This is a genomic window from Rhodococcus koreensis (genome assembly GCF_900105905.1).
Taxonomy (GTDB): domain Bacteria; phylum Actinomycetota; class Actinomycetes; order Mycobacteriales; family Mycobacteriaceae; genus Rhodococcus_F; species Rhodococcus_F koreensis.
This window is the reverse complement of the sequence record NZ_FNSV01000005.1, coordinates 7,147,847-7,172,696: the sequence shown is the minus strand read 5'-3', so window position 1 is coordinate 7,172,696 and position 24,850 is coordinate 7,147,847. Positions and strand designations below refer to the sequence as shown.

The 24,850-nt window shown below is 68.5% G+C and carries 27 protein-coding genes and 1 pseudogene; 16 read left to right on the top strand and 12 right to left on the bottom strand.

The window, feature by feature from the left end; translation table 11 throughout:
- Window positions 1–47: 47 nt before the first annotated feature.
- On the top strand, window positions 48–941 hold the full coding sequence (locus tag BLV94_RS37200; protein WP_072939980.1) for a 1,4-dihydroxy-2-naphthoyl-CoA synthase: 894 nt from the start codon (window positions 48–50) through the stop codon (window positions 939–941).
- A gap of 12 nt (window positions 942–953) precedes the next feature.
- Here BLV94_RS37200 and BLV94_RS37195 read toward each other — a convergent pair whose 3' ends face one another.
- Window positions 954–3,278: an arylsulfatase gene (locus BLV94_RS37195; protein ID WP_072939977.1), complete on the bottom strand. Its 2,325-nt coding sequence runs from the start codon at window positions 3,276–3,278 to the stop codon at window positions 954–956.
- A 153-nt stretch (window positions 3,279–3,431) separates the two neighbouring features.
- On the opposite strand from BLV94_RS37195, the gene BLV94_RS37190 reads away from it, so the two are divergent.
- The 7 genes from BLV94_RS37190 (at window position 3,432) to menE (ending at window position 7,721) form a co-directional block, all read left to right on the top strand.
- Window positions 3,432–3,881 (top strand): hypothetical protein, encoded by a 450-nt coding sequence (locus tag BLV94_RS37190; protein WP_072940431.1) that lies wholly within the window; start codon window positions 3,432–3,434, stop codon window positions 3,879–3,881.
- 3 nt (window positions 3,882–3,884) lie between these two features.
- Window positions 3,885–4,280: a VOC family protein gene (locus BLV94_RS37185; protein WP_072939974.1), complete on the top strand. Its 396-nt coding sequence runs from the start codon at window positions 3,885–3,887 to the stop codon at window positions 4,278–4,280.
- A gap of 79 nt (window positions 4,281–4,359) precedes the next feature.
- Window positions 4,360–5,568 carry an inorganic phosphate transporter gene (locus tag BLV94_RS37180; RefSeq protein WP_072939972.1) on the top strand — a complete coding sequence of 403 codons (1,209 nt, stop codon included), beginning with the start codon at window positions 4,360–4,362 and terminating at the stop codon, window positions 5,566–5,568.
- 10 nt (window positions 5,569–5,578) lie between these two features.
- A complete protein-coding gene (locus tag BLV94_RS37175; protein WP_072939970.1) occupies window positions 5,579–5,845 on the top strand; it encodes a hypothetical protein in 267 nt (88 codons plus the stop codon).
- Window positions 5,846–5,891: 46 nt separating this feature from the next.
- Window positions 5,892–6,245: a DUF3349 domain-containing protein gene (locus tag BLV94_RS37170; RefSeq protein ID WP_072939967.1), complete on the top strand. Its 354-nt coding sequence runs from the start codon at window positions 5,892–5,894 to the stop codon at window positions 6,243–6,245.
- Between the two features lie 2 nt (window positions 6,246–6,247).
- On the top strand, window positions 6,248–6,547 hold the full coding sequence (locus BLV94_RS37165; protein ID WP_005252058.1) for a DUF3349 domain-containing protein: 300 nt from the start codon (window positions 6,248–6,250) through the stop codon (window positions 6,545–6,547).
- 28 nt (window positions 6,548–6,575) lie between these two features.
- Window positions 6,576–7,721, top strand: coding sequence for an o-succinylbenzoate--CoA ligase (gene menE / locus BLV94_RS37160; RefSeq protein WP_072939964.1), 1,146 nt, complete (start codon window positions 6,576–6,578; stop codon window positions 7,719–7,721).
- Between the two features lie 92 nt (window positions 7,722–7,813).
- Here menE and BLV94_RS37155 read toward each other — a convergent pair.
- Window positions 7,814–8,604: pseudogene (locus tag BLV94_RS37155) on the bottom strand (hypothetical protein).
- A gap of 237 nt (window positions 8,605–8,841) precedes the next feature.
- On the opposite strand from BLV94_RS37155, the gene BLV94_RS37150 reads away from it, so the two are divergent.
- Together BLV94_RS37150 and BLV94_RS37145 are read left to right on the top strand one after the other, a co-directional pair.
- On the top strand, window positions 8,842–9,834 hold the full coding sequence (locus tag BLV94_RS37150) for an ATP-binding cassette domain-containing protein (RefSeq protein WP_072940429.1): 993 nt from the start codon (window positions 8,842–8,844) through the stop codon (window positions 9,832–9,834).
- Window positions 9,831–10,661, top strand: coding sequence for an ABC transporter permease (locus BLV94_RS37145; RefSeq protein WP_072939961.1), 831 nt, complete (start codon window positions 9,831–9,833; stop codon window positions 10,659–10,661). Before BLV94_RS37150 ends, BLV94_RS37145 begins: the two co-directional genes overlap by 4 nt.
- 52 nt (window positions 10,662–10,713) lie before the next feature.
- Here the strand turns inward: BLV94_RS37145 and tatA are convergent, their stop codons facing one another.
- From tatA to BLV94_RS37130, 3 genes are read right to left on the bottom strand one after another with little or no spacing between them, the layout of a single operon-like run.
- Window positions 10,714–10,881 (bottom strand): Sec-independent protein translocase subunit TatA, encoded by a 168-nt coding sequence (gene tatA / locus BLV94_RS37140; protein ID WP_005252050.1) that lies wholly within the window; start codon window positions 10,879–10,881, stop codon window positions 10,714–10,716.
- Window positions 10,881–11,555 (bottom strand): Rid family hydrolase, encoded by a 675-nt coding sequence (locus BLV94_RS37135; RefSeq protein WP_072939958.1) that lies wholly within the window; start codon window positions 11,553–11,555, stop codon window positions 10,881–10,883. The genes tatA and BLV94_RS37135 overlap by 1 nt, the downstream gene beginning before the upstream one ends.
- Window positions 11,556–11,585: 30 nt before the next feature.
- A complete protein-coding gene (locus BLV94_RS37130) occupies window positions 11,586–13,166 on the bottom strand; it encodes a flavin monoamine oxidase family protein (RefSeq protein WP_072939955.1) in 1,581 nt (526 codons plus the stop codon).
- Window positions 13,167–13,392: 226 nt separating this feature from the next.
- On the opposite strand from BLV94_RS37130, the gene BLV94_RS37125 reads away from it, so the two are divergent.
- Together BLV94_RS37125 and BLV94_RS37120 are read left to right on the top strand one after the other, a co-directional pair.
- On the top strand, window positions 13,393–14,907 hold the full coding sequence (locus tag BLV94_RS37125) for an APC family permease (protein ID WP_072939952.1): 1,515 nt from the start codon (window positions 13,393–13,395) through the stop codon (window positions 14,905–14,907).
- The gene (locus tag BLV94_RS37120; RefSeq protein WP_072939949.1) at window positions 14,907–15,650 is read left to right on the top strand and encodes an IclR family transcriptional regulator; all 744 of its coding nucleotides are present in this window, start codon (window positions 14,907–14,909) and stop codon (window positions 15,648–15,650) included. The genes BLV94_RS37125 and BLV94_RS37120 overlap by 1 nt, the downstream gene beginning before the upstream one ends.
- Here the strand turns inward: BLV94_RS37120 and BLV94_RS37115 are convergent.
- Window positions 15,606–18,908, bottom strand: coding sequence for an AfsR/SARP family transcriptional regulator (locus BLV94_RS37115; protein WP_072940427.1), 3,303 nt, complete (start codon window positions 18,906–18,908; stop codon window positions 15,606–15,608). The two genes, BLV94_RS37120 and BLV94_RS37115, sit on opposite strands and share 45 nt — an antisense overlap.
- Before the next feature lie 103 nt (window positions 18,909–19,011).
- Here BLV94_RS37115 and BLV94_RS37110 point away from each other — a divergent pair, with 103 nt between their 5' ends.
- Window positions 19,012–19,881: a 1,4-dihydroxy-2-naphthoate polyprenyltransferase gene (locus tag BLV94_RS37110; RefSeq protein WP_072939946.1), complete on the top strand. Its 870-nt coding sequence runs from the start codon at window positions 19,012–19,014 to the stop codon at window positions 19,879–19,881.
- A 9-nt stretch (window positions 19,882–19,890) separates the two neighbouring features.
- Here BLV94_RS37110 and BLV94_RS37105 read toward each other — a convergent pair whose 3' ends face one another.
- From BLV94_RS37105 to BLV94_RS37090, 4 genes are all read right to left on the bottom strand, one after another.
- Complete coding sequence (locus BLV94_RS37105; protein WP_072939943.1) at window positions 19,891–20,271, bottom strand: phage holin family protein; 381 nt, start codon at window positions 20,269–20,271, stop codon at window positions 19,891–19,893.
- A 48-nt stretch (window positions 20,272–20,319) separates the two neighbouring features.
- Window positions 20,320–20,886, bottom strand: a complete 567-nt coding sequence (locus BLV94_RS37100) for a Clp protease N-terminal domain-containing protein (protein WP_072939940.1) — start codon at window positions 20,884–20,886, stop codon at window positions 20,320–20,322.
- A 6-nt stretch (window positions 20,887–20,892) separates the two neighbouring features.
- Complete coding sequence (locus BLV94_RS37095) at window positions 20,893–21,108, bottom strand: hypothetical protein (protein ID WP_005258323.1); 216 nt, start codon at window positions 21,106–21,108, stop codon at window positions 20,893–20,895.
- Between the two features lie 64 nt (window positions 21,109–21,172).
- Entirely contained in the window at window positions 21,173–21,925 is a 753-nt protein-coding gene (locus BLV94_RS37090; RefSeq protein WP_072939937.1) for a lysophospholipid acyltransferase family protein, read from the bottom strand.
- 127 nt (window positions 21,926–22,052) lie between these two features.
- Here BLV94_RS37090 and BLV94_RS37085 point away from each other — a divergent pair, with 127 nt between their 5' ends.
- Window positions 22,053–22,598: a GNAT family N-acetyltransferase gene (locus BLV94_RS37085; RefSeq protein WP_072939935.1), complete on the top strand. Its 546-nt coding sequence runs from the start codon at window positions 22,053–22,055 to the stop codon at window positions 22,596–22,598.
- Here BLV94_RS37085 and cds1 read toward each other — a convergent pair.
- Together cds1 and BLV94_RS37075 are read right to left on the bottom strand one after the other, a co-directional pair.
- The gene (cds1, locus tag BLV94_RS37080) at window positions 22,586–23,695 is read right to left on the bottom strand and encodes an L-cysteine desulfhydrase Cds1 (protein ID WP_072939932.1); all 1,110 of its coding nucleotides are present in this window, start codon (window positions 23,693–23,695) and stop codon (window positions 22,586–22,588) included. The two genes, BLV94_RS37085 and cds1, sit on opposite strands and share 13 nt — an antisense overlap.
- Window positions 23,692–24,060: a DUF4229 domain-containing protein gene (locus tag BLV94_RS37075; RefSeq protein ID WP_072939929.1), complete on the bottom strand. Its 369-nt coding sequence runs from the start codon at window positions 24,058–24,060 to the stop codon at window positions 23,692–23,694. Before BLV94_RS37075 ends, cds1 begins: the two co-directional genes overlap by 4 nt.
- A 187-nt stretch (window positions 24,061–24,247) precedes the next feature.
- On the opposite strand from BLV94_RS37075, the gene BLV94_RS37070 reads away from it, so the two are divergent.
- Both BLV94_RS37070 and BLV94_RS37065 read left to right on the top strand, forming a co-directional pair.
- The gene (locus BLV94_RS37070; protein ID WP_005252019.1) at window positions 24,248–24,475 is read left to right on the top strand and encodes a BldC family transcriptional regulator; all 228 of its coding nucleotides are present in this window, start codon (window positions 24,248–24,250) and stop codon (window positions 24,473–24,475) included.
- A 143-nt stretch (window positions 24,476–24,618) separates the two neighbouring features.
- Window positions 24,619–24,822: a hypothetical protein gene (locus tag BLV94_RS37065; protein WP_072939927.1), complete on the top strand. Its 204-nt coding sequence runs from the start codon at window positions 24,619–24,621 to the stop codon at window positions 24,820–24,822.
- Window positions 24,823–24,850: the final 28 nt, after the last annotated feature.

The window sequence follows — 24,850 nt, the reverse complement described above, 5'->3', positions numbered from 1 at the left end:
CCTGCGCGCGCGGACACCCGCCAACGGCACCCGATAACCTCGGAGCCGTGACTTTCAACCCGCAGCACTGGCGACCGGTTCCCGGTTTCGAGAACCTGACCGACATCACGTACCACCGGCATGTCACCCAGGGAATCGTCCGGGTGGCGTTCGACCGTCCCGAAGTACGCAACGCCTTCCGCCCGCACACCGTCGACGAGTTGTACCGGGCGCTCGACCACGCCCGGATGACGTCCGACGTGGGTGCCGTGCTGCTCACCGGCAACGGTCCGAGCCCCAAGGACGAAGGCTGGGCGTTCTGCTCCGGCGGCGACCAGCGCATCCGCGGGCGCAGCGGATACCAGTATGCGGAAGGCGAAACCGCGGACACCGTCGACAAGGCCCGCGCCGGACGACTCCACATCCTCGAGGTCCAGCGGCTGATCCGGTTCATGCCGAAAGTCGTCATCTGCCTCGTCAACGGCTGGGCCGCGGGCGGCGGTCACAGCCTGCACGTCGTGTGCGACCTGACGCTCGCCAGCCGCGAACACGCCCGGTTCAAGCAGACCGACGCCGACGTCGGCAGCTTCGACGGCGGCTACGGCAGCGCCTACCTCGCCAAGATGGTCGGCCAGAAGTTCGCCCGCGAAATCTTCTTCCTCGGCGAGACGTACACCGCGGAGGAAATGCATCAGATGGGCGCCGTCAACAAGGTCGTCGACCACGCCGAACTCGAGGACGTCGCGATCGACTGGGCCACCAAGATCAACGGCAAGTCCCCGCAGGCGCAGCGCATGCTCAAATACGCGTTCAACCTGCAGGACGACGGCCTCGTCGGGCAGCAATTGTTCGCGGGCGAGGCAACCCGAATGGCGTACATGACCGACGAGGCGGTCGAGGGCCGCGACTCCTTCCTCGAAAAGCGCGAACCCGACTGGAAGCCGTACCCCTGGTACTTCTGACGCGACCTGTAGCTATATGTACTCGACCGACATGCGGTCGATCGTGCCGTTGAACGGGAACGGCGCCCGGTCGTAGTAGTCCAGCGACACCGGGGAACCGAGGCAGGTGCCGACGTCGAGGCAGTCGTTGGCTGTGAACAGCAACGGCACACTCACCGGCACCTGCCCCTCCCCGACGACACTGCCGTCGACGCAGAGCTTCACGTTCAGCGGGCCACCGGGCCTCGCCTCCACGAATTCCGTGACCTCCACCTTTCGCGTGCCCGGCGGGAGCGGCACGGTCGAACGAATCTTCGTCCGCATCAGGATGAACAGGTTGTATTCGTAACAGAGGTAGCCGTCGTCGACGAAGCACGTCAGCCCGCCCGCGTTGCTCCCCAGTGCGTACAGCACTCCGCTCGGGCTCTCCGGCGCGGTGAGGTCGAGGGTGACCCGGTTGTTCTTGTTGCCCAGACCGGGAGCGCAGAACTCGGGCATGCGGATCGTGTCGCCGGAGAACTCCCAGCTCGTGTACGGCGTCGTGATCCGCTGCTCGGGATGCAGTGCGACCACCCACAGCCCGCCACCGACGGGGAGCGCATTGTTCTTCGCCGCCTCGATCACGAACAGTTCCCGCAGTTGCGCCAACTTCTCCGGATGCTGCTCGGCGAGATCCCGGTTCTGGGTCCAGTCCTCGTCCAGGTTGTAGAGCTCCCACACGTCGTCGTCCGGACTCCAGTCGCGGATGCCGCCCGGCATACCCGCCGCCCAGGGTGCGCGCGGCCCGAACGCGGACGCCATCCAGCCGTCGTGGTAGATCGCCCGGCTGCCCATGATCTCGAAGTACTGGGTGAGCTTCCCTCCGGAGGCATCGCGGTCGACGAGAGTCTGCGCGAAGCCGGCGCCGTCGATCGGGTCCTGCGGAACACCGTTCACCGTCCGCGGCGGAGTGATCCCGACGATGTCGAACAGCGTCGGCATCACGTCGTTGCAGTGCAGGAAATGCGTGCGGGGTGCCGGGTCCGGTGCCACCTTCGCCGGCCACCGGGCGACCATCGGGTTGCGGGTGCCACCGAGATGGGAGGCCAGCAGTTTCATCCCCTTGTACGGTGCGCTGCCCGCCCACGCCCAGCCCGCGTGATACATGTTGTCGGTCTTCGGCGACCCCAGGACGTCGAGGCCACCGAGCTCCTCGAGCGCTGCGATGTGCTGCGCCGGTGTGGTCGGGATGCCGTTCTGCGCCAACAGTTCACTGATCGTGCCGTTCTGGCCCTCACCGGACGAACCGTTGTCGCCCCAGATGTACAGGACCAGGGTGTCGTCCCGGTACCCCAGGCGGTCCAGTTCGTCGAACAGCCTGCCCACCTGGACGTCACAGTGCTCGGCGTATCCGGCGGCCACCTCCATCAGCCGGCGCTGGAACGGTTTCTCGTCCTCGGGAATGTCGTCCCACGCCGCCATGGTCGGGTCGCGGTCGGTCAGCTCCGCCTCGGGGGGAATCCAGCCCTTCTCCTTCGCCCTCGCGAAGACCCGCTCCCGGTACGCGTCCCAGCCGTCGTCGAACTTCCCGGCGTACTTGTCGGCCCACGGCTTCATGATGTGGTGCGGTCCGTGCAGGCAGCCGCTGGCCCAGTACATGAAGAACGGCTTGTCCGCCTCGAACGCCTTGTGCCTGCGCAGCCAGCCGATCGCGTCGTCCGCGAGATCCTCGCTGAGGTGATAGCCCTGCTCCGGGGTCTTCGGGGGCAGCACCACCGTCGTGTTCCGCACCAGGTTCGGTTCGTACTGCGACGCCTCGCCGGCGAGGAAGCCGTAGAAGTACTCGAACCCGAGACCGGTCGGCCAGTTGTCGAACGGACCTGCTGCGGTGGTCTCCTCGGCGGGAGTGTTGTGCCATTTCCCGAATGCGGCGGTGCTGTAGCCGTACTGGCGCAGCACCTCGGCCCCCGTCGCGCTCGACCGCGGGATGTGGCCGGAGTAGCCGTCCCAGTCGTTGGCCAGCTCCGCGATCTGCCCGTTCCCGACGCGGTGATGGTTGCGCCCGGTCAGCAGCGACGCACGGGTCGGTGAACACATTGCGGTCGTATGGAATCGGTTGTAGCCGACACCGTCCTGCAGCATCGCGTCGAGTGTCGGGGTGTTCACCTCACCTCCGAGCCCGCTCGGCAGGCCCGGCCCGGCGTCGTCGATGAGGACGATCAGAATGTTCGGGGCGTCGTCGTGGAGGCGCCGCTCCTTGGGACTCGGGCTGTACACCGACTCCTGCATGGTCCGGCCCGCGATGCTTCCCGACGGCGTCGGCGGGAACGGTAACGACTCGCCACCCGGTATCGGCTTCCCTGTCACGCTCGAACTCATGGCCCAATCCCCTCGTCGTCCACAGCCGTCAATCCAGTCCAGCACCGGGCGAGCGCGTGGGAGTAGACCCTCGGAGGGTGAATTACGCGCCCGGATTCGCCGCGTCGGCAGGAGAGGGGGCGCGGCGTGCCCGATTCGGGCACACTGACCCACATGAGCATCGACCGCGAGCTCCCCGCGCCGGAACATCGCCGTCCGCCCGGAGTGAGTGACGACACCGTCGCCGCGCTCGGGAAGCTGTCCGAGGCCCTCGAAACAGTCGAACGCGCCCGCGGCCACCTCTACTCGTTCCATCAGCTGATCGGCCACGCCGATCTCCAGCTCGGTGAGGCCGTCGACGCACTGCGGGACGCGGGTCACACCGACGTCGCGGACCGGGTGCAGTCCGAGCTCGTCGGCCGAAACGTCGTCGAGGGCCGGTGGACATTCCAGATCGTCGAGGAGTTCGACGACCAGTACTGGTCGCCGCTGCGCGAGCACGAACGTGGCGCACGTCACGAACTCGCGGACGGACGGCGGCACCTGTTCGAGGCAGAGATGAAGGAAGATCGACGCACACACGGCCGGACGGGACACGAAGCCCGCCCCGGCGAAGGAGGGTGACGGGTGGAAATCCTCAGCAGCAGGACGATTCTGCGGCCGCGCGACTACGCGACGACGCTGAGCTTCTACCGCGACATCCTCGGGCTGGCCACCGCCCGCGAATACCCGGGGGGCACCGTGTTCTTCGCCGGTCAGGGCCTGATCGAGGTTGCCGCGCACGGCGGAACGGGTGAGTCGACGTCCTTCGACGGCGCCCTCTGGCTGCAGGTTCGTGACCTCACCGCGGTCCAGACCGAGCTGGTCCTCGCGGGGGTGAAGATCGACCGGGAGGCCCGGCAGGAACCGTGGGGGCTGTTCGAGATGTGGATCGCGGACCCCGACGGCATCCCGATCGTGCTGGTGCAGGTTCCGGAGGATCACCCCATCCGCCGCGACACCCGCCCGAAGAGTCAGAACTGACGAAAGGCCATACGCAGGAGTGATTCTGTACACCTGACGTCAGCTGTACTTTTTCAGTTGAAATCCGCACAATCTGGGTGTGACCGCAGAGCTCGTAGTTCTCCTGGTGGTAGTCGTCACCGCCCTCGCTTTCGATTTCACGAACGGATTTCACGACACCGGCAATGCAATGGCCACCTCGATCGCGACGGGAGCTCTGCGACCCAAGGTCGCTGTCGCGCTCTCCGCATCGTTGAATCTCGTCGGCGCGTTCCTGTCCGTGGAGGTTGCGGCGACAGTCGCGAAGGGCGTGGTGAACCTGGGAGAAGTGGGCGGCGAGGATCTGCTGCTCATCGTGTTCGCGGGCCTGGTCGGCGGCATCATCTGGAATCTGGCGACGTGGCTGCTCGGCCTGCCGTCCAGCTCTTCGCACGCACTGTTCGGCGGTCTGATCGGTGCGGCCATCGCGTCCATCGGCATGAGCGGTGTCGAGTGGGGTGGGGTGCTCAGCAAGGTCGTCGTTCCCGCCGTTCTCGCCCCCGTGGTCGCGGCGCTGGTCGCCACCGCGGGCACCAAGCTGGTCTACCGGATCACCTCGGGCGTCCGGGAGGACACCAAGGAGCACGGGTTCCGCATCGGCCAGATCGGTTCCGCTTCCCTCGTGTCGCTGGCCCACGGAACCAACGACGCCCAGAAGACGATGGGCGTGATCTTCCTCGCACTGGTCGCGCACGGAAGCCTGTCCGCCGACGACGAGATGCCGTTCTGGGTGAAGCTCAGTTGCGCGATCGCCATCGCCCTCGGGACGTACCTCGGTGGCTGGCGCATCATCCGCACCCTCGGCAAGGGACTCGTGGAGATCGCCGCTCCGCAGGGCATGGCCGCGGAGTCCTCGTCCGCCGCCATCATCCTCACCTCCAGCCACCTCGGACTGCCGCTGTCCACCACCCACGTCGCGACCGGATCCATCCTCGGCACCGGACTCGGACGCAAGGGCGCCGAGGTCCGCTGGGGCATCGCCGGACGCATGGCCGTCGCGTGGCTGGTCACGCTGCCGTCGGCGGCGATCGTCGGCGCGGTGTGCTGGGTCATCGCCCACCTGATCGGCGGTCTGCCAGGCGTTCTGGTCGTGTTCGCCGCCCTGATCCTGCTCGCCGGGTTCATGTACCTGCGCTCCCGCCTGCAACCGGTGACGTCCGGCAACGTGAACGCCGAGTGGGAGTCCGGCGACGCCGCCGCTCCCGCCGAACCCACCGAACCGGAAGTGGCCGAGACCGCGGACTCCGCCGGTCCCGCCGCGAACCGCTGAGGGGGCTCCCATGACACTGCTTACCACCACCGTTCAATCGCTCTGGCAGGTCGTCCTCGTCGGTCTGCTGTTCGGCGCCGGTCTGCCCGCGATCTTCGCGCTCGGACTGCGGTCGCTCGGCGGCGCGGACACCGCCGAGGGCACCTCGCAGCCGACCGTCGCAGGCCGGATCGGCGCCTGTGCCTGCTTCGCCGTGGTGCTGATCGCGATCATCACTGGGATACTTCTGTTGATGAAGGACTTCCTGGCCAGCAGCTTCGGTATCCACATCTTCTGAGCGGCGACCACGAGTCCCCGTTCCATCGACGAAAGAGGCCGAACGCGTGCCCAAGAACTCACTTAGCTCCGTGCTCGACTGGCTACGCGCCGGGTACCCCGAGGGAGTCCCGGCGAAGGACCATTTCGCGTTGCTGGCCGTGCTGCGTCGCCGTCTCACCGACGAGGAGATCGAACAGGTCGTCGCGCTGTCGATCGAAACCGCCCACGAGACACCGCAACGCCACGTCGACTACGACAACATCCGACGCCTCATCAGCGAGATCACCCACGAGGAACCGTCCGAGGAGGACGTTGCCCGGGTGACGGAGAACCTCGAGGCCGGGGGCTGGCCGGTCGGTACCGACGCCGAGAGCGGCGACGACACCGGCGACACGGAAGAAACCCGCGACGCAGGCTAGCCATGAGCCTTCCACCGTTTCTCTCCTCCATCATCGGCTGGCTGCGTGCCGGCTACCCGAACGGCGTGCCCGAGCAGGACTACATTCCGTTGTTCGCGCTGCTCACCCGCCGCCTGTCGGAAGACGAGGTGGATGCCGTCGCCGACGCCCTCGTCGAGGAGGGCGACCTGCCCATCGAGAAGACCGACATCCAGGTGCTCATCACGAAGGTCACCGACGAGTTGCCGCTGGAATCGGACGTCGACCGGGTGCGCAGCAACCTCGCTGCAGGCGGCTGGCCGCTTGCCGGGCCGGCCCAGTGATGCGATGGCCGCTTGCCGGGCCAGCCCAGTGAGCGAATTGCGGGTCCTGCCCGTCCCACCTGGTGCCGGGGCTCTCGGCATCCTGCCGCAACTGTCGGCGATCCTGGACGGGACCGCGCCCGCCGCGCTTCCCGTGCCCGCCGCGGACGAGAGGGAGACCCGGCGGCTGACGGACGCACTGCGGCCCGGGGACCCGATCGACGACGGTGTCGCACTCGTGGTCGCGACGTCCGGGACGACGGGCGTGCCGAAGGGTGCGATGCTGTCCGCGGCTGCCCTCCGTGCCAGCGGTGAGGCGACGCACGCGCGGCTCGGCGGCCCGGGCGCCTGGCTGCTGACCCTTCCCGCCCACCACATCGCGGGCATGCAGGTGTTGCTGCGCAGTGTCCTCGCAGGGTCCGACCCAGTGGTGATCGACGTGTCCGACGGCTTCGACCCCGGCGCGCTGCCGAACGCCGTCGAGTCGATGTCCGGACCCCGCCGCTACACCTCGCTCGTCCCGACCCAGCTGGTCAAGGCGCTCGACCACCCCGAAGCCGTGACGTCGCTGGCCGCGCTCGACGCCGTCCTCCTCGGTGGCGCCGCCACCCCCGCCCCGGTCCTGCGACGCGCCGTCGACGCCGGGATCACCGTCGTCCGCACGTATGGAATGAGCGAGACGTGCGGTGGGTGCGTGTACGACGGGGTGCCCCTCGACGGCGCCCGCGTGCGAATCGACGGCGACGGCCGCGTCCTCCTCGGCGGCCCCATGCTGGCCTCCGGGTACCGCGGACTTCCCGACCATCCGGCGTTCGCGGAGCCCGGCTGGTTCCGCACCGACGACGCCGGCACCGTCACCGACGGCGTCCTCGCCATCTCCGGCAGACTCGACGAGGCCATCTCCACCGGCGGTCTCACCGTCGTCCCGCAGGTGGTCGAGGCGGCCCTCGTCGCGCACCCCGCGGTCCGGGAATGCGCGGTGATCGGACTCCCCGACGAACGACTGGGACGCCGCGTCGCCGCCGTCGTCGTCGCCGAACCCGGCACCGCACCGACACTCGCCGAACTCCGCACCTTCGTCGAACGCGCCCTCGACTCCACCGCCGCCCCCCGCGAACTCCACCTCGTCGACGCCCTCCCCCTCCGCGGTCCCGGCAAGGTCGACCGGCGCGCGCTGGAAGCGCGGTTCGGCTAGCAGGTTCGCCCGTGCGCGCGGAGTTGCACACCGATTCGTCGGATTCCCGCGCAATTGCGTGTGCTTCCGGCAATTCGGTGGGAAGCGACGGCTCATCGGCGCCGGGAGCGGGCACACGCTCGCTCGAATCGCGCCTTCACGGCGTCGAACCGTCCGAGGTCCGCCCACACCCACCTGATCACCTCGAGGCCCGTGTCCCGTATCGCGTCCTCCCGCAACTTCTCCCTCGCCACGATGTCGCCCGCCTGCCCGGAGCCGAATCGGTACTTGCCCATGCCGTCGAACTCGCCGACTACTCCCCAGCGCTCCCAGAGAAGTCGACGCGGCCGACGAACGCGCCACCGCAGGTGCGGACTTCGTGCTGCAGATCGGGCGCCGGCATCCCGCATTCGCGCATCCTGATTCGGCTGAGCGACTCGCCGGGACTCTCGCTGCGTCCATCGAACAGTGCCACCGCGCGTCGCGCCGCCCCGATGCCTTTCCGCCGGCCGTGACGGTCCAGTACCGCCCGGACATCGTCGATCGACACGACGCCGCGGCGCAGGGCGGAGTCGCCGATCACGACGGCCTCGTCCAGAAATTCCGAACGCGCAACGTCCGCCACGGTCCGGGCGAGCGACGTCACCGCACCGACGTCGAGTCCGTGGAGGACGGCGGCGGACGCATGGCTGACCACGATCCCACCACCGTGCGCCACCACGGCCGCCGCGACCCGTGCGCGGTGCATCCCAACCGGGTCCAGTGCAGCCGAGTGGCCGCTGTCCAGGTAGGCGCCCGCAGCCACGGAAACCAGTTGTCCCGTCGTCCTGGCGCGACGCAGTTCCGGGTCGGTCATTCCGTCGGCCAGTGCATGACGGCGAAAGATCAGGTCCTGTGCTCTCATATCGAGCATCGTGCCCCGAGCTCGACGCCGGTCGCCGCCTCCGACCAGGGGAAACAGTCGGCCTGTGGATAACCGAGGGGCTGTGGAATTCCACATCCGCACACCGATTCGTCAGATGCCCCCGCAATTGCGGCTGATTCCGGCGAATGCCTGTGAATCCGCAGGACAACAGCCCTCGTGAGCCCGAGCAAGAGGCGTGCAAGCCCGCTGCAAGGGGTGGGCTGCATCGTCTACGGCATGAACCTCACTGCAACTCCCCCAGCCATCGAGGCCGACGGCCTCGTGAAGCTCTTCGGCCGCCAGCGCGCCGTCGACGGCGTGAGCCTGTCCGTGCCGACCGGGTCGGTGTACGGAGTGCTCGGCCCGAACGGCGCGGGCAAGACCACCACGGTGCGGATGCTTGCGACCTTGTTGCGCCCGGACGGCGGCGAGGCCCGGATCTTCGGCCACGACGTGGTGCGTGAACCGAACGCGGTGCGCTCGCTGGTCGGTGTCACGGGCCAGTATGCGTCCGTCGACGAGGACCTGTCGGCGGTCGAGAATCTGGTGATCTTCGCCCGGTTGCTCGGCCTGAGCCGGGGCGACGCACGACGCAAGTGCACGGAACTGCTCGAGGAGTTCGACCTCACCGAGGCGGCGACGAAGCCGCTGAAGAATTTCTCGGGCGGCATGCGACGGCGCCTGGACCTGGCGGCCAGCCTGATCGCCCATCCGCCGCTGTTGTTCCTCGACGAGCCGACGACGGGCCTGGACCCGCGGACTCGTGCCCAGATGTGGGACACCATCCGCCGGCTGGTCGCGGACGGGTCGACGGTGCTGCTGACCACGCAGTACCTCGACGAGGCGGACCAGCTGGCGGATCGGATCGCCGTCATCGACCGCGGGAAGGTGATCGCGGACGGCACGGCCGACGAGTTGAAGGCGTCCGTCGGCGTCTCATCGCTGCAGTTGACCCTGGCCGACCGCGGACAGATCGACGACGCGCGTTCGGTGATCGCACACACCCTCGGCGTGGATGTGGCGATCACACCGGAGATCGGCCGCCTCACCGCACCGATGACCGATCCGTCGCTCACCGTGGAACTCCTGATCCGGTTGCGCGACCACGGGATCGCCGTCGACGAGATCACCGTCCAGAAGCCGAGTCTCGACGAGGTCTTCCTCACCATCACCGGCCACGGCGCAGAAGACACTGCCGCCGACGCCGATACCGAACGGAGCGTCGCATGACCACCGCCCTCGAATCCCGCGCACACGCGGGCCCGCAACCGATTCCGGAGGCCCGGAACCGGATCAGCCTCGAACAGTCCGTCGCCAACACGCTGACCATGGCGTACCGGGGACTACTCAAGATCAAGCACAACCCGGAGCAACTGTTCGACGTCGTCGTCCAGCCGATCATCTTCACGTTGATGTTCACGTACATCTTCGGTGGCGCCATCTCCGGCGACGTGGCGTCGTATCTGCCGATCATCATCCCGGGCATCCTGGTTCAGACGGTGATCACCACGTCGATCGTGACCGGCACCCAGTTGCGGGAAGACATGGACAAGGGCGTCTTCGACCGCTTCAAGTCGCTGCCGATCGCCCGCATCGCGCCGCTGTCCGGCGCTCTCCTCGCCGACGTCGTGCGGTACGGCATCGCCACGACCATCACGTTCACTGTCGGTATCGCGATGGGGTACCGGCCGGGCGGCGGCGTCGTCGGGGTGGTGTCGGCCGGTGTGCTCGTCGTCGTCTGCGCCTTCTCGATCAGCTGGATCTTCGCGCTGATGGGCGTCCTCATGAGCAAAGCGTCCTCGGTGCAGGGCATTTCGATGCTGATCCTGTTCCCGCTGACGTTCATGTCCAACGCGTTCGTGCCTGCCGACACGATGCCGGGCTGGATGCAGGCGTTCGTGAACGTCAACCCCGTGTCGCACGTCGTGACCGCGGTGCGGGAACTCGTCAACGACGGCCACTTCGGTGTGCACGTCGTGTGGTCGCTGCTCGGCGCCGCCGTGATCGTCGCGATCATGGCACCGCTGACGGTCCGTACCTACATGCGTAAGGCCTGACACCTCGAGAACGAGCGAGCCGGTGGACGCGGGGTCCACCGGCTCGCTTCGTTTATTTCTCCAGTTCGGGGGCGTCCGCCTGCAACTCCCCCACCTCGGTCTTGAGGATCCGCATCGACCGTCCCAGGCCGCGGGCGGCGTCCGGGAGCTTCTTCGACCCGAACAGCACCACAAGCACCACCGCGATGATCGCCCAGTGGCTCGGGCTCAGCGCCCCCACTACTGCGGCTCCTCACCGTCGGGGTACACGGCGTCCACCTCGACCTCGACGAGCCAGCCGGCGGCGGGCAGGCTCGCGACCTCGAGCGCGAACCGGCTGGGCCGTGCGGAGTTCCGCTCCATCGGGGCGGCCGGTTCGGCGGTGCCGAGCGGGACGAGTTCAGTGTCGCCGGTGTCGAGGTTGGTGTTCGCGAAGAACTGCCGGTAGGCGCGGTTCCAGCCGGCGTAGTCGGCGCGGTCGGTGCCGGGGGCGTTGTCGAGGAACACCCGCATGGTCACGACGTCCTCGAGCGTCAGTCCCTGTGCCTCGAGATTGTCGCGAATCCGCTTCAGCGCGTTGATGCCCTGCGCTTCGGTGATGGTGACTCCGGCCGGGAGTGCGCCGCCGGAGAACACGTCGGTGTCGATGTACGACTCGGGGGTGCCCTCGGGTGCGGCCTTGTTGGACGCGCCCGGGCCGATGCCGCTCGATTTGTAGACGGCGGTGCCGCCGCCGATCGCGACACCCTGCGCGATCATCGGATTCGCCTCCCCGGCTTCGAGAACGGACTTGGAGACGAACGTGCTGCCAGGTGCCTCAGCCGCCGCCTCTTCGGAGGAGCACGACGTCGCCCCGGCGATCAGAGCGGATGCGGCGAGTGCGGCGGTCACGGCCTTGGTACGAAAAGACTTCACAGTGCACAACTCCTGGTTCGGGGGAATGGGTCAGGCTTCCTGGGCGACGCGCTCGTGGATGTGGGTGACGACGTCGCGGGCGGATGTCAGCGCGCCGTGTTGCCAGGCGATGGCGTTGGACAGGTGGTCGCCGGCGAAGTAGATCTTGTCGACGGGTTCGAGCAGCTTCTCGTATTCGGGAGTGGCCGCCCCGCCGTGCGAGCCGCCGCTGCCCGCCCAGTTGGCCCAGGCACTCTCGGAGTACTTGGTGCGGCGCCAGCTCCCCGAGAACGACGAGGAGATGTCGCGGGTGTACTTCTCGCCGTGGATCTCCGAGCCCTCCGCGATCGCCTTGGCGAGCCGCTGGCGGTGGGTGAGCGACTCGAACGCCTCCTGCCGCTTGCCGCTGCTGTAGTAGGCGACGACCACACCCCGGTCGGAGTTGTAGTGGTCGTACGGGAACATGATCTGCGAGATGTCCTTGTCCGTGTTGGACGCGCCGCCGTAGATGCGCTCTTCCGTCTCCCACCACCGGCGCGAGTACTCGATGCCGAGCTTTCCCGACGACGACGGTTTCGCCGCCTTCAGCGCGGTGAGCACGTCGGCGGGCAGGTTGTTCTGCAGTCGGCCGACGAGGTGCGGCGGGATCGTGCAGATCGCGTAGTCGGCGGTGATCGACTTCTTCGCGCCGCCTGCGGTGTATTCGACCGTGACACCGCCGGACACGTTCTTCATCGACGTGACCTCGGCGCCGAAGACGATGTTGTCGGTGCCGATCCGGTCCTGGAACGCGTAGTAGATCCGGTCCATCCCGCCGACCGGGGTGAACATCATCATCGCCTGGTCGTAGCCGAAGTCGAAGCTGAAGTTGCGGCCGATGCCGCTGCGGATCACTTCCTGCATCGCGAACGGCTTCTTTTCGGTGCCGAAGTTCAGGCCGGCTCCGGGCTCGGAATCGTAACCGCGACGGGATGATCCGAGGTAGCGGCCGTCGTCGGACAGGTCGCCGAAGTCGCTGAGGAATTCCGACAGCGCGTCCTTGTCCTCCCGGGTCAGTACCTGGTCCAGGGCGCCCTGATCGGTGGCCTTCTTCAGCAGTTCGGACATGTAGCCGAACGTGTCGGCCTTCGCCGCCCGGTAGGTGACGGACTGTCCCGACAGGGACGTGTCGCTCGCGTAGTTCACGAACGTGTTGGCGTTCTGGTTGCCGAAGCCCTGGATCTCGACGCCGAGTTCGCGGCAGTAGTCGAGTGTGATGTGGCTCTGCGGGATGCGGGTGGCGCCGACGTTGTAGAAGTGGCCGTCCGAGAACGTGCACTTCTGGGTCTCGCCGTTCAGGTCGGTCTCCTCGGTGCCGCCCCGGGCGGTCCAGACGCGGCCGCCGGGCCGGGTGCGGGCCTCGAGGACCGTCACCGTGTATCCGGCCTTCTGCAGTTCGAATGCCGAACACAGTCCGGCGGGGCCGCCGCCGAGCACGACCACGGAGTGGCTGCCCTTCACCTTGCCGATGAGGTCGCCGGCCGCGAGCGACTGGAAGGTGCGGGCGGGCGCGGCGGTCGACGGTGCGAGCCCGAGCGTCGACATCGCGCCGTACGCGAGTCCTGCGCCCCCAGTGGCCCCGAGGCCCTTCATGAAAGATCTACGTGTGAATGCCAATTCGCGCTCCCATTCTTGCGCCCGGCGACCCGGGTAACGTGTCCGGATTCATCCTGGGAGGCAAGCGAGTCGGGAAGTTGTCGGCGGCGAAACAGTCTGAGGCCGGCGAGCGAGAACGGGTGTGTGCCGTTCTCACTCCCGAGTCGCAGTTCGACCCGAAACCGAAACTTTTCGGCAACACGACCCGGCTAGTTTCACGCGCATGTCAGCCCTTTCCGACGCCATCGCGCGTTCATTCGCCACCGGCGAGCCCGCACGTGCGGCCCTGTCGCCGTTGCGTGCGCTAGGCAGGCGACAACTGTCGGGCGTCGAGGTTCTCGCCCAATCGGTGGCGACGACGGCGCCTGCGGTGTCGATGGTGGTGCTTCCCGTCACCATGTTCACCCACCAGATGCTGCTCAGCGGTCTGATTACGATCGTCGTCGCGACGGTGGTGGTGTCCCTGATCGCGGTGTGCGTCTCGCAGTTCACGCGGCGCATGGCGGCCGCGGGCGGTCTCTACAGTTTCGTGTTCCAGGGCCTCGGCACCCGGGCCGCGCTGACGGCGGGCGTCGCGATGCTGACCAAGTACGTGGGCAGTGCGGTGATGACGCTGTATCACGGCGGCCAAGCCGTGATCGCGACGCTCGGCTTCTTCGGGGTGGAGTTGCGCGGGCCCACCGAGCGCCTTCTCGTGTACGCCGGGATCGCGATCGTGATCCTCGGTTGCCTGGTCCGTGGGGTGCGGTTCGCGGCTCTCGCGATCCTCGCCGTCGAATCGTGCTCGTTGCTGTTCATCGCCGGTCTGATGATCGTGACCGGCGCGGGCGGCCAGCACGCAACGGTGCCGCCGTCCGATTCCGCGTACGGACCGCTGCTCATGACTCTGGCCGCGGTGTTCGCGCTGGCCGGCTTCGAGAGTGCCACGTTCTTCGGCCCGGAGGCCAAGCGCCCGCTCGCCACGGTGACCCGCACCGTGATGCTCACTCCGATGATCTGCGGCGGCCTGTTCATCTTCTCGGCGTGGGCCGCCTGGTCCGGTCGCGCCGACACCCTGGTGAACGCGTACCTCCACGGCACCGCTACCGGTGTCGACCCGGCCGTGGTGATCGCCCTGAACCTCGGGTTGGGCACGTCGTGGCTGGCGTCGGCGATGGCGTCGTCGAATGCCGCGTCGCGCCTGCTGTATTCGATGGGCATCGAACGGGTAGTCCCGCGTCTGTTCGCCCGGGTGCACCGCAGCCACCGCACCCCGTACGCGGCGCTGGCGGTCATCGTGTGCGCCGTGTGTGCGGGTGCCGCGACGTTCAGCATCGTCGGGAAATCGACCGGATTTTCTCACGTGCAGTTGATCGCCAGGACTGCGGTGGTCGCGGCGTACGTGCTGGTGGCCGTGGCGTCGGTGCGGTTCCTCAGCCGGATCGGGGAGCACACCCCGCTCGTCCTGGCGGCGGGAGTCGCAGGCAGCGCCGCCGGCGGAATCGTCCTGGCCTACATGCTGTTCGTGAACGTGGCCCACGGATTCTCGATGGTCCCCGCCGTGGTGCTGGCCCTGTTGCTGTCGGGTTCGGCGTGGCAGTTGTACCTGCGGTGGCGCCACCCGGCGAGTCTACGGTCGATGGGGGTGTTCGACACCGCCGAGACGGACGACGTGCTGCCGGGGGCCGGGGTGTACGCGACCGATGCCGCCGGGAACCTCGCGTTGACGGCGGCTGGACGCACTCCCGGGTCCCGGTGATGGGCGCCCGAGCCGGGGAGATCGCGGGCCACGAACCACGCGCCGTGCAGAAGGCACTCGCCCTGCTGGAGGCCGTGGCTCAGCTCGGGTCCGGGGCGACGGCGAGAGACATCGCCGCACACGCGGGGATCCCCCAGGCCACGGCGTACCGGCTGCTCAATCTTTTGACCGCCGACGGCTATCTGGTGCGGATCGCCGATCTGTCCGGGTTCGCGCTGGGCCGCAGGACCCGGCAGCTGGCGGGGGCGGATGCGGCGCCGGACCCGGTCGACCACCACGCCGTGCTCGAGGAACTGCGGGAGCAGGTGCGTTTCGGGATCCATCTGGCATCGTTCGCGGGCAGCCGGGTGCGACTGATCGACCGGGATCCCGACCACGAACTCAGCGGCGAGAACACGATCGCCGCGCACCTGCACGCGTCCGCCATCGGCAAGGTCCTCCTCGCGTCCCGTCCCGAACTGGTGCCGCCGAGCCTGCGCAGGGTGACGTCGTCGACCATCACCGACTTCGGCGCGCTGCGGACCGAACTCGACGCCGTCCGGCACACCGGTTCGGCCCGCGAGGTCGACGAGGTGCGCGTCGGCCGCAGCGCTGTCGCCGTCCCGGTGCACGACGCGCAGAACGCGGTGACCGGTTGCCTCGCGGCGATCGGGAAGACGGGACGGCTGGCGGTCGACGACCCGGAGCTGACCGACCTCCTACGTTCCGGCGCGGCGCGGGTCGGCGGCCGGGTGCCCGCCTGACGCGAGGTCGCGACTCACGGCGGCGAGCACATCCAGAATCTCGGTGTGCACCGCACGACGTGACCAGGTGCCGAACCTCGCCTGCGCCGACGTCCAGTGGCCCGCCTCGACGTTCTCGAGTGCGAACGCGACGTGCCGGTGGTGTTGCAGCGAGACGCTGTCCTGCCGGGCGCGCGCCGGGACGGACAGTGCCAGCAGCGCGAGACCGCGGTCGGAATCACCGCGCGCGATCTCGAAACATCCGATGCCCGCTGCGACGGCGCCGGTGACCGGCAGATCCGGATATGCGCCCACACCCAGCCGGGACCGTGCCCACTCCGCGAGTTGCGGAACGACGTCCACCATCATCTCGGACCGGCCGTGCAGCACGTGGGCGGACACCACCGAGGCCGCCAGCACGAGTCCGTACGGATCGGCGTAGGGCGCGGCCGTGATCCGGGGGTACATCAGGTCCAGCGCCTCCCGGTACCGGGCGAGCCCCCGTTCGACGTCGCCGTCCGCCAGATCGGCTTCCGCGAGACTGCCGATGGCGGCTATCCGCCATTCGTCCTGCTGGTCGTCGGTCCCCGCGCCGGGACCGCGATGCTCGAGCAGAGTCTCGGCCAGCACCTTCCGGCCCGCCTCCACGTCGCCGTCCGCGATCAGCGCGGAGGCCTGGAAACCCCACAGCTGATTCGCCTCCTCCTGCGCGCCCAGTTTCCGCAACTTCTCGACCGCGACCTGATAGAGCCCCACCGCGTCCCGGTATCGTCCGGACTGGCTGTACAGCGAGCCGAGGAACTGTGCCGCCATCGCCGTGCCCCACACGTCACCGATCGCGGCGCACAGTTCGGAGACGGCCTGCGCGTCGCGCACGGCACCCCGGAAATCGCCGAGGTTCTCACGCATGCTGGCTCGTGCTGCCAGCGCCGCCGCATGGGTTTCCCGATCGTGCGAGCGCACCCCTTCCGCGACCGCCCTGGCGTGCCGCCGCCCCGAACCCAGAGACAGGATGACCGTCACCGCGAAGGAGGAGACCGGCGGCAGATCGGCGCGCCCGCAGAGGAGGTGCCGCAATCGCGTCCGGGTGCGGGCGAGGGTGCGGGCCTGACCGCCGAACACCAGATGCATCGCCGCGAGCAGGAACGTGTACGCCACCAATTCCGAGTCGACGTCACTCAGATCCGCGTCTTCCGTTGCCGCGAGGATCCGCGGCGTCCAGTTCATCACCTCCGAGTGCGCGCCCCGGATGGCCCACAGGCCACCGAGCACCGGGAACACGATCGCAACCGTCTCGGCGTCGCCGCGTTCCACAGCCCAACGGAGCACGGCGAGGAAGTTGTCGTGGTCGGCGTCGATGTCGTCGGCGAGCGCGACCTGGTCGGCACGGCACCGCACCAGCGCCTCCGACGCGAACGCGTGTGCCCACACTCGCTGGCGGGCAAACACTTCCGGCTCCTCGGCAGCCTCGGCGAGTCGCTCCTCGCCGTATTCCCGCACCGTCTCGAGCATGTAGTAGCGCAGCGTGTCCGACGTCTCGGACACGGACAGCAGGGATTGATTCACGAGGCCCTCGACAGCCTCCACGACATCGTCGACGCCGTCCCATTCCGCGATCGTCCGGGCGGCGTCGAGGGTGAAACCGGCCGGGAACCGGCAGAGCCTGCGCAGCGCGATCTGCTGCTGCTCGCCCAGAAGCTGCCAGCTCCAATCGATGACGGCGTGCAGGGTGCGGTGCCGTTCGGGCGACGTCGGGTCGTGTGAGCGCAGCAGCGCGAACCGGTGCTCGAGCCTTCGTCCGATGTCCTCGACGCTCATGCTGCGTACCCGCGCGGCGGCCAGTTCGATTGCGAGCGGAAGGCCGTCGAGGGTGCGGCAGACACTGCGCACGGTCTCCGGGTCGAGACGCGCCGTGGGCCGTACGGCGCGGGCCCGGGCCGTGAACAGTTGCACGGCGGGCGCATCGTCGTCGTCGATCGCCAGCGGCGGCAGTGGGTACACCGCCTCGGATGCGAGCATGAGCGGTGATCGGCTGGTCGCGAGGACGGTCAGCTGATCGCCTGCGGCCACCAGATCGGCCACGATCTCGGAGCAGGCCCCGACGACGTGCTCGCAGTTGTCGAGAATCAGGAGCATCGGCCCCGCCGACAGCGCTTCCCGGAGCTTCTCCCGCGCGGAATGGATGCGGCCGAGGGTGAGCCGTCCCGGCGCGATGTCGATTTCGCTGAGACCGAGGGTGCTGCTGATCGCCGCGACGACGTCCTCACTGCTGCGCAACGACGCGAGTTCCACCAGGGCCACGGACGTCCGCGCGGCGGCCCGCGCACCCAGTTCGTGCGCGAGCCGGGTCTTGCCCGCACCGCCCGGTCCGAGGATGGTCACGACACGCGAGGACGTGAGCAGTCCCTCGATCTCCACCACGTCGATGTCACGCCCCAGCAAGGCGTTCGGTGCTGCCCGGAGGCCGATCGCCGTGCGGTCCGGCGCCGCGGGGCGCCTGCCGTCCGACTCGGGTGCGCCGTCGCCGCGCAGGATCTCGGCGTGCAGGGCGACGAGGGCGGGCGACGGGTCTGCCCCCAGCCGATCCACCAGCCGCCTGCGGAAGGTCGCGAACACATCCAGCGCCTCGTTGTCACGCCCGAGCCCGGCGAGCACGCGCATGAGGTCGGCGTGCGCCCGCTCGTCGAGGGGTTCCGCGGCCACGTGGGCCTGCGCCTTCGGCAGAGCGGTCGCCCAGTCTCCCGCCTCCACCAGCGCCGCCCGGTCCGCGGCCTCGAGCCGGCCCCGGATCACCGCGGCGTCCGCTGCGAGTTCCGTTGCGGCCGCACCCTCGGGCAGGTCGGCGCCCGGGTCGCCCCGCCACAGCGCGAGCGCGTCGCGGATCTCGTCCGGCCCGGCGCCGCCGACGTGACCCCGGCCCTGTAGTCGGCGGGCCACGTCCTCCGCGCGGGTCAGGTCGACGGCGTCCCGCGATACCGCCAGCCGGTATCCGGCCGGGCCGATCTCCAGCGCCCCATCCGGCAACGCCGCCCGCAGCCGGGAGACCTGCGTGTGCAGCGCGTTCATCGGGGACCGCGGCGGATCCTCGCCCCACACTTCGTCGATGAGAGCCTGCGCGGACCGGCTCCGGCCGGGCTCGCGGGCGAGGGCAACGAGCAGGCTGCGCGCGCGGGTGCCGGGGAGCGGTGCGAGCGCGCCCGATCGCCGCGTCGATACCTCACCCAACAAGGCGACCTGGATCGGTGCGCTTGCCGGTGCCACCGTCTCGTCCACGCTCATCTGCTGGTCCACCGCGTTCGATGGTATTGCACCGAGCGGACGCGAACTTCTCGAAGTTCGGTGTGGGTGCGGGCGCCTTCTCGCTCGGTGCAAAGATCGGTGCATGGCAACGGCTGCTCAATGGATCGAAGGCGCTCGTCCGCGCACCCTCCCGAACGCGATCGCCCCGGTGCTCGTGGGCACCGGCGCCGCGGCATCGCTCGGCGGCGCGGTGTGGTGGAAGGCGGTACTGGCACTGGTGGTCTCTCTCGCGTTGATCGTGGGAGTCAATTTCGCCAACGACTACTCGGACGGGATTCGCGGCACCGACGACGAGCGCGTCGGACCGCTGCGGCTCGTCGGGTCCAAGCTGGTGAAACCGTCGGCGGTGAAGGCGGCGGCCATCGCTTGCTTCGCGGTCGCCGCGGTGGCCGGCCTCGTCCTCGCGGTCACCACCGCGTGGTGGCTCGTGCTGATCGGCGCCCTGTGCATCGTGGGCGCCTGGTTCTACACGGGCGGCAAGAAGCCGTACGGGTACAGCGGCTTCGGCGAGGTCGCCGTCTTCGTGTTCTTCGGTCTCGTCGCCGTCCTGGGCACCCAGTACGTGCAGGCCGAGACGATCGATTGGGCCGGTGTGGTGTCCGCGGTCGCCGTCGGGTCGTTCTCGAGCGCGGTTCTCGTCGCCAACAATCTGCGGGACATTCCCACCGACACCGAATCCGGCAAACGCACGCTCGCCGTCCGGCTCGGCGACTCGCGTACCCGCATCCTGCACCTGGTCACGCTGACGGTCCCGTTCGTCGTGACCCTGGTCCTGGTGCTGCGCACCCCGTGGGCGCTCGTCGGACTGCTCGCGCTGCCCCTCGCCGTCCGGGCGAACGCCCCCGTCCGCTCGGGCGGCCTGGGTCTCGCACTGATTCCCGCGCTGCGGGATTCGGGGCTGGCGATGCTGATCTGGGGCGCCGCCACGGCCGTGGCACTGTCGGCCGCCTGACCCTCCGCGTCAGTCGCCGTCCGGCAGCAGGATGCCGAGGACGAAGTTGACGATCGAGATGATCAGGCCGCCCCACACGGCCGTCCAGAAGCCGTCGACGGTCAGGCCGTACTCGGTCTGGGAGCTCAGCCACGCGGTGAGCAGCAGCATCAGGGCGTTGATCACCAGGGTGAACAGGCCGAGCGTCAGGATCAGCAGCGGCAGCGACAGCAACTTCACCAGCGGCTTGACGAAGATGTTGACGACGGTGAACACCAGCGCGATGCCGAGCAGCACCACGATGTCCCAGCCGGTTCCGTTGCCCGAACTGGAGATGTCGATACCCGACACCCAGGCTGCCGCCAGCCAGATCGCGAACGCGTTGATGACGAGGCGTACCAAGAAGGTCATGCGTGCATGCTGGCACACCGATTGGACAAACGGGAACCGGGCGACCGGTCAGGCAGCGCGGTCGTCGAGCGCCGCGTGCACGCGGCGGCGGAGTTCGCCGACCCCGACCCGGACCTCGAGGATCTCCTTCGTCGTGCCCTCGGCGACGCGCAGCACCCCGAGGAAGATGTGCTCGGCGCCGATGTGATCGTCCTTGCGCGCCAGCGCCTCCCGCAGTGAGAGTTCGATCGCCTTCTTCGCGTCGCGGGTGAACCCGATGTGTCCCGACTTCCGGCCGAACCAACCGCGCTTCTCCGAGGGCTGTTCCGGATCGAGCACGCCCTTGCCGAAGTTCTGCTCGAGACTCTGCCGCACGGCGTCGAGGTCGATCCCGATCGATTCGAGTGCTTCCGCGTCGGCGTCACTCAGGGCGGTGCCGTGGGCCGCGACGGTTGATCGCGCGGTGTCCTCCTCGATGCCGGCGTCGGCGAGGATGCCGTGGACGGGTTCGGTTTTCACGGACAGCAGGGCGAGCACGAGGTGTTCGGGCCCGATCTGCGGTGACTTCACGTCGCGCGCTTGCTGCTGCGCGCCGATCACCACGGCCCGGGCGTCCGTCGAGAATCGTTCGAACATGCGCCGTTACCTCCCTCTCCGGTTGTGTTTCTGGTGGACGGCCTGCCTGCTCACCTCGAGGGAGTCGGCGATCGCCTGCCAGGACCAGCCCTGGGCGCGGGCGTTGGCGACCTGGATGGCCTCGAGCCGTTCGAGGAGACGCCGCAGCGCACGCACGGCCCGCAACCCCTCGGCGGGGTCGGGGCTGCCCGCCGCTGCGGCGAGCGTGGTTGCTTCGGTCATGCATGTCAATTTAGGTTGACACCGACCGGGCGTCAACCCTGATTGACAGATTTCGGGAAGGCCGTCAGTACGCGGCGACTGCCCCGTCGACGGCGATCTGCAGGTCCTTCTGCACGACGTGCGCGATGTCCATCGGTTTCGCCGGAAGGTCGAATACCGGCTCCGACACGAACACGCTGGCCGACTTCACGTTCTCGGGGTCGGGCCCGTGGGCGTCCGGCCCGTAACTGATGCCGATGGACAGCAGCACGGGCGAGACTCCGCGGTCCGCCGCACGTTTCGCGATGTGACCGATGCCGCTGTTGATGTGCTGCAGCCGGGTCGGATCGTCCTCGTTGCACGTGCCCTCGGGAAAGATCGCCAGGTTGTCGCCGCGACAGAGCCGCTCGGCGGAGATGTCCATCATGAGCCTGCCCGCATCGGCGACCGCCCGGAGCCCGTAGTTCTTACTGCGGAACACCGGGATACCGCCCATCATGTCGACCTTCTTGTGCAGGTCGGGGTCGACGAACAATTCGTCTTTCGCGAGCACCCGGGTGCGTCCGATCGCGCGGCGCAACGGCGTGTTCCAGGCCGTCGCCGCCAGCGTGTACTGATCGCTGTGGGTCACGTGATTGGCGGCGACGATCAGCACCCTGCCGGACTTCACCAGCCCGGCGAGCTGCGCCTTCGCGTCGTCCGCGTAGACGATCCGCGGCCGGTACTTCGCATACAGCGACGCGTACGCCAGCTTGGCGAGCACCCGATTCTGCCGGTGGTCGCGGTAGTACGCGTACACCGCTTCGTAGTTCTCGAGAGTCACCTCGGGCTTGTTCATGCGTATCCCCGCTCCGTCGTCCTCACGCCAGGCTACCAACCTACGGTTGCGTAGCCTACGGAGGAGTAGGTATTGGGAAAGTGCAGGGAAACTGTGCGAACAGCACGATTTCGGGTACAAAAGACCTGTGATCCGCCCGGCCATTTCCACCGACCTGCCCGCTCTGCAAGACATCGAAATCGCGGCGGGTGCGCCGTTCCGCGACATCGGCATGGACGCCGTCGCCGACGATCCCCCGTTCTCACTCGACGAGCTGACCGAATACCTCCAGCTGGAATGCATCTGGGTCGCGGTCGACGCAGACGATGCCCCGGTCGCCTACGCACTCGTCGCCGTCGTCGACGGCGGCGCGCACATCGAGCAGGTTTCGGTCCACCCCGGCCACGCCCGCCAGGGCCTCGGCGCCCTGCTGCTCGACGAGATCTCGTCGTGGGCGGCCGTCCGCGGACTGCCCGCCCTCACTCTCACCACGTTCGTCGACGTCCCGTGGAACGCCCCCTATTACGAGCGGCTGGGTTTTCGCCCCCTGCCGGAGACCGACCTCACTCCGGGCCTGTCACGCATCCGCGACGACGAGGCCCGGCACGGTCTCGCCGCGTGGCCGCGGGTCACGATGTCCCGCGCGGTGACCGCACCGGTGCGCACCGCCGCCACCGCGCCTCAGCCGGGCTGACCGGGCCACTCCCCGGTCGCCGCGAACCGGTCGAGCACCGCGGTCGGGCCTGAGAGGTCGATGCCCTCGCCTGCCACCCAGTCGTCGTCGAAGTAGGTGTCGGCGTACCGTTCGCCGCCGTCGCACAGGACGGTGACGACACTGCCCGACCGTCCGGCCGCGAGCATCTCCGCGACGACGGTGAACGCGCCCCACAAGTTCGTGCCCGTCGACCCGCCGACCCGGCGGCCCAGCACCGAACTGGCGTGCCGGGCCGTCGCGATGGACGCGGCGTCGGGCACCCGCATCATGCGGTCGATGACCTGCCCGACGAAGGACGGCTCCACCCGCGGCCGGCCGATGCCCTCGATCCGCGAGGGCATTCCTGTCGCGTATTCGCAGGAGTTGCTCTCGTAGCCGCCGAAGAACGCGGAGTTCTCGGGGTCCACGACGAGAAGGCGGGTCGCGTGCCTGCGGTACCGGATGTACCGGCCCAGCGTCGCGCTGGTGCCGCCGGTCCCGGCGCTCATGACGAGCCACTCCGGCACCGGGTGCTCTTCCTGAATCATCTGCTGGTAGATCGACTCGGCGATGTTGTTGTTGCCGCGCCAGTCGGTGGCCCGTTCCGCGTGCGTGAACTGGTCCATGAAGTGACCGTTCGTCTCCGCGGCGAGCCGACGGGCCTCGCTGTAGATCTCCGGCGGGTGGTCGATGAAGTGGCAGCGACCGCCCTGCGCCTCGATGAGGGCAATCTTCGCGCCGCTCGTGCTGCGCGGCACGACGGCCACGAAGTCGAGCCCGAGCATCTTCGCGAAGTACGCCTCACTGACGGCCGTCGATCCCGACGACGCCTCGATGACCGTCGTTCCCTCGGTGATCCAGCCGTTGCAGATCGCGTACAGGAACAGCGACCGGGCCAGCCTGTGCTTGAGGCTGCCCGTGATGTGGGTCGACTCGTCCTTCAGATAGAGCTGCACACCCCAGTCGACGGGCAGCGGGTACCGCAGCAGGTGCGTGTCGGCGCTGCGCTGCGCGTCCGCGTCGATGAGGCGGACAGCGTTGTCGACCCAGTCGCGCGGCAAGCTCCGGTCGATGACGACGCAGTCGTCGACCGTCACCGGGACGTGCCCTCACCACGGAGCCGGGCACGCAGGTCGGCCTGGTCGGCGCGGCGCTGCGCGTCGAATGTGGCGATCCCCTCGTTGACCCGCTTGCGGAGTTTCGCGAACAGCAGCAGCGACAGCGGGAGCGCGATGAGGACCGCGAAGATCGCGGCGACGAGCAACGGAACGGCGACCCCGACGAGTGCGGCCACCCCGAGGATGATGGCGCCGATGACGACGACCAGCAGCAGCCGGGCGATCGAATAGATCGCGACGTCGCGCGCCAGCTGCCCCTTGGTCACCCGCCCGTCCTGCTTCGCTTTCGCGCTCGAATTCGCGGGCTCGACCTGGTCTTCTGGCTTTTCGGATGACTCGCTCACGGTCCCAGGTTACCCACCGCCGAGGGGGCTCCTCACACGTCCGACTTATCCGATTTGTCTATTACCTCCCCTTTACCAACATTAGATCGTTCGAGTACCCGGGGTCTCGGATGTCACGATGACCGAGATCAGTCGCAACAGCGGCCGGCTTCAGCACAGACCAGTCGAAAGCAGTGGAGGATCGTCGATGAGCGCACCCACCTACAACGGACCCGGATTCAGCGGATCCAACGAAGCCCTCATGACCCCGGGCCAGGTGGCTGCCCTGTTCCATGTCGACCCGAAGACCGTGACGCGTTGGGCGCACGCGGGCCGGCTCGGATCGCTGCGCACCCCCGGCGGGCACCGCCGCTTCCGCGAGGCCGAGGTCATGCAGCTGCTCCGCTCCCTCACGACGGAGGCGGGCCGACCCTGACGCTGCAGGCGGGCCGACCCTGAGGTTCGCCGAGTAACACCGCACTGCCCGGACGCCCTGCGACCGGGTAGGTGCCCTCTGCTGCCGACGCGGCTACGCTCGAGGAATACCGGCTACCCTCGAGCGGTGTAAGGAGGTGCGCGGTGATCTATCTGTTGGCACTCATCGGGCTCGTGACAGTGGCGGTCCTGATGTGGAAGGCGTTCGGCCCGAATACGAGGCCCGTGCTGAGCACGCGGGTGCAGGGACCGGACGACGATCCGGATTTCCTGTGGAAGGTGGATCGGGAGACGCGTCGGAAGAAGTCCGACGAACCCGATGCCGGTCCGGCGGACCCGGCCGGATGAGAAACAGCCGTGGTGCCGGTTGGGCCGG

Coding starts and splice junctions, on each gene's coding strand:
- BLV94_RS37195 (WP_072939977.1), bottom strand. CDS start 3,278: ATGAGTTCGAGCGTGACAGGGAAGCCGATACCGGGTGGCGAGTCGTTA.
- BLV94_RS37190 (WP_072940431.1), top strand. CDS start 3,432: ATGAGCATCGACCGCGAGCTCCCCGCGCCGGAACATCGCCGTCCGCCC.
- BLV94_RS37175 (WP_072939970.1), top strand. CDS start 5,579: ATGACACTGCTTACCACCACCGTTCAATCGCTCTGGCAGGTCGTCCTC.
- BLV94_RS37165 (WP_005252058.1), top strand. CDS start 6,248: ATGAGCCTTCCACCGTTTCTCTCCTCCATCATCGGCTGGCTGCGTGCC.
- BLV94_RS37150 (WP_072940429.1), top strand. CDS start 8,842: ATGAACCTCACTGCAACTCCCCCAGCCATCGAGGCCGACGGCCTCGTG.
- BLV94_RS37145 (WP_072939961.1), top strand. CDS start 9,831: ATGACCACCGCCCTCGAATCCCGCGCACACGCGGGCCCGCAACCGATT.
- BLV94_RS37130 (WP_072939955.1), bottom strand. CDS start 13,166: ATGAAGGGCCTCGGGGCCACTGGGGGCGCAGGACTCGCGTACGGCGCG.
- BLV94_RS37125 (WP_072939952.1), top strand. CDS start 13,393: ATGTCAGCCCTTTCCGACGCCATCGCGCGTTCATTCGCCACCGGCGAG.
- BLV94_RS37120 (WP_072939949.1), top strand. CDS start 14,907: ATGGGCGCCCGAGCCGGGGAGATCGCGGGCCACGAACCACGCGCCGTG.
- BLV94_RS37115 (WP_072940427.1), bottom strand. CDS start 18,908: ATGAGCGTGGACGAGACGGTGGCACCGGCAAGCGCACCGATCCAGGTC.
- BLV94_RS37110 (WP_072939946.1), top strand. CDS start 19,012: ATGGCAACGGCTGCTCAATGGATCGAAGGCGCTCGTCCGCGCACCCTC.
- BLV94_RS37105 (WP_072939943.1), bottom strand. CDS start 20,271: ATGACCTTCTTGGTACGCCTCGTCATCAACGCGTTCGCGATCTGGCTG.
- BLV94_RS37100 (WP_072939940.1), bottom strand. CDS start 20,886: ATGTTCGAACGATTCTCGACGGACGCCCGGGCCGTGGTGATCGGCGCG.
- BLV94_RS37095 (WP_005258323.1), bottom strand. CDS start 21,108: ATGACCGAAGCAACCACGCTCGCCGCAGCGGCGGGCAGCCCCGACCCC.
- BLV94_RS37090 (WP_072939937.1), bottom strand. CDS start 21,925: ATGAACAAGCCCGAGGTGACTCTCGAGAACTACGAAGCGGTGTACGCG.
- BLV94_RS37070 (WP_005252019.1), top strand. CDS start 24,248: ATGAGCGCACCCACCTACAACGGACCCGGATTCAGCGGATCCAACGAA.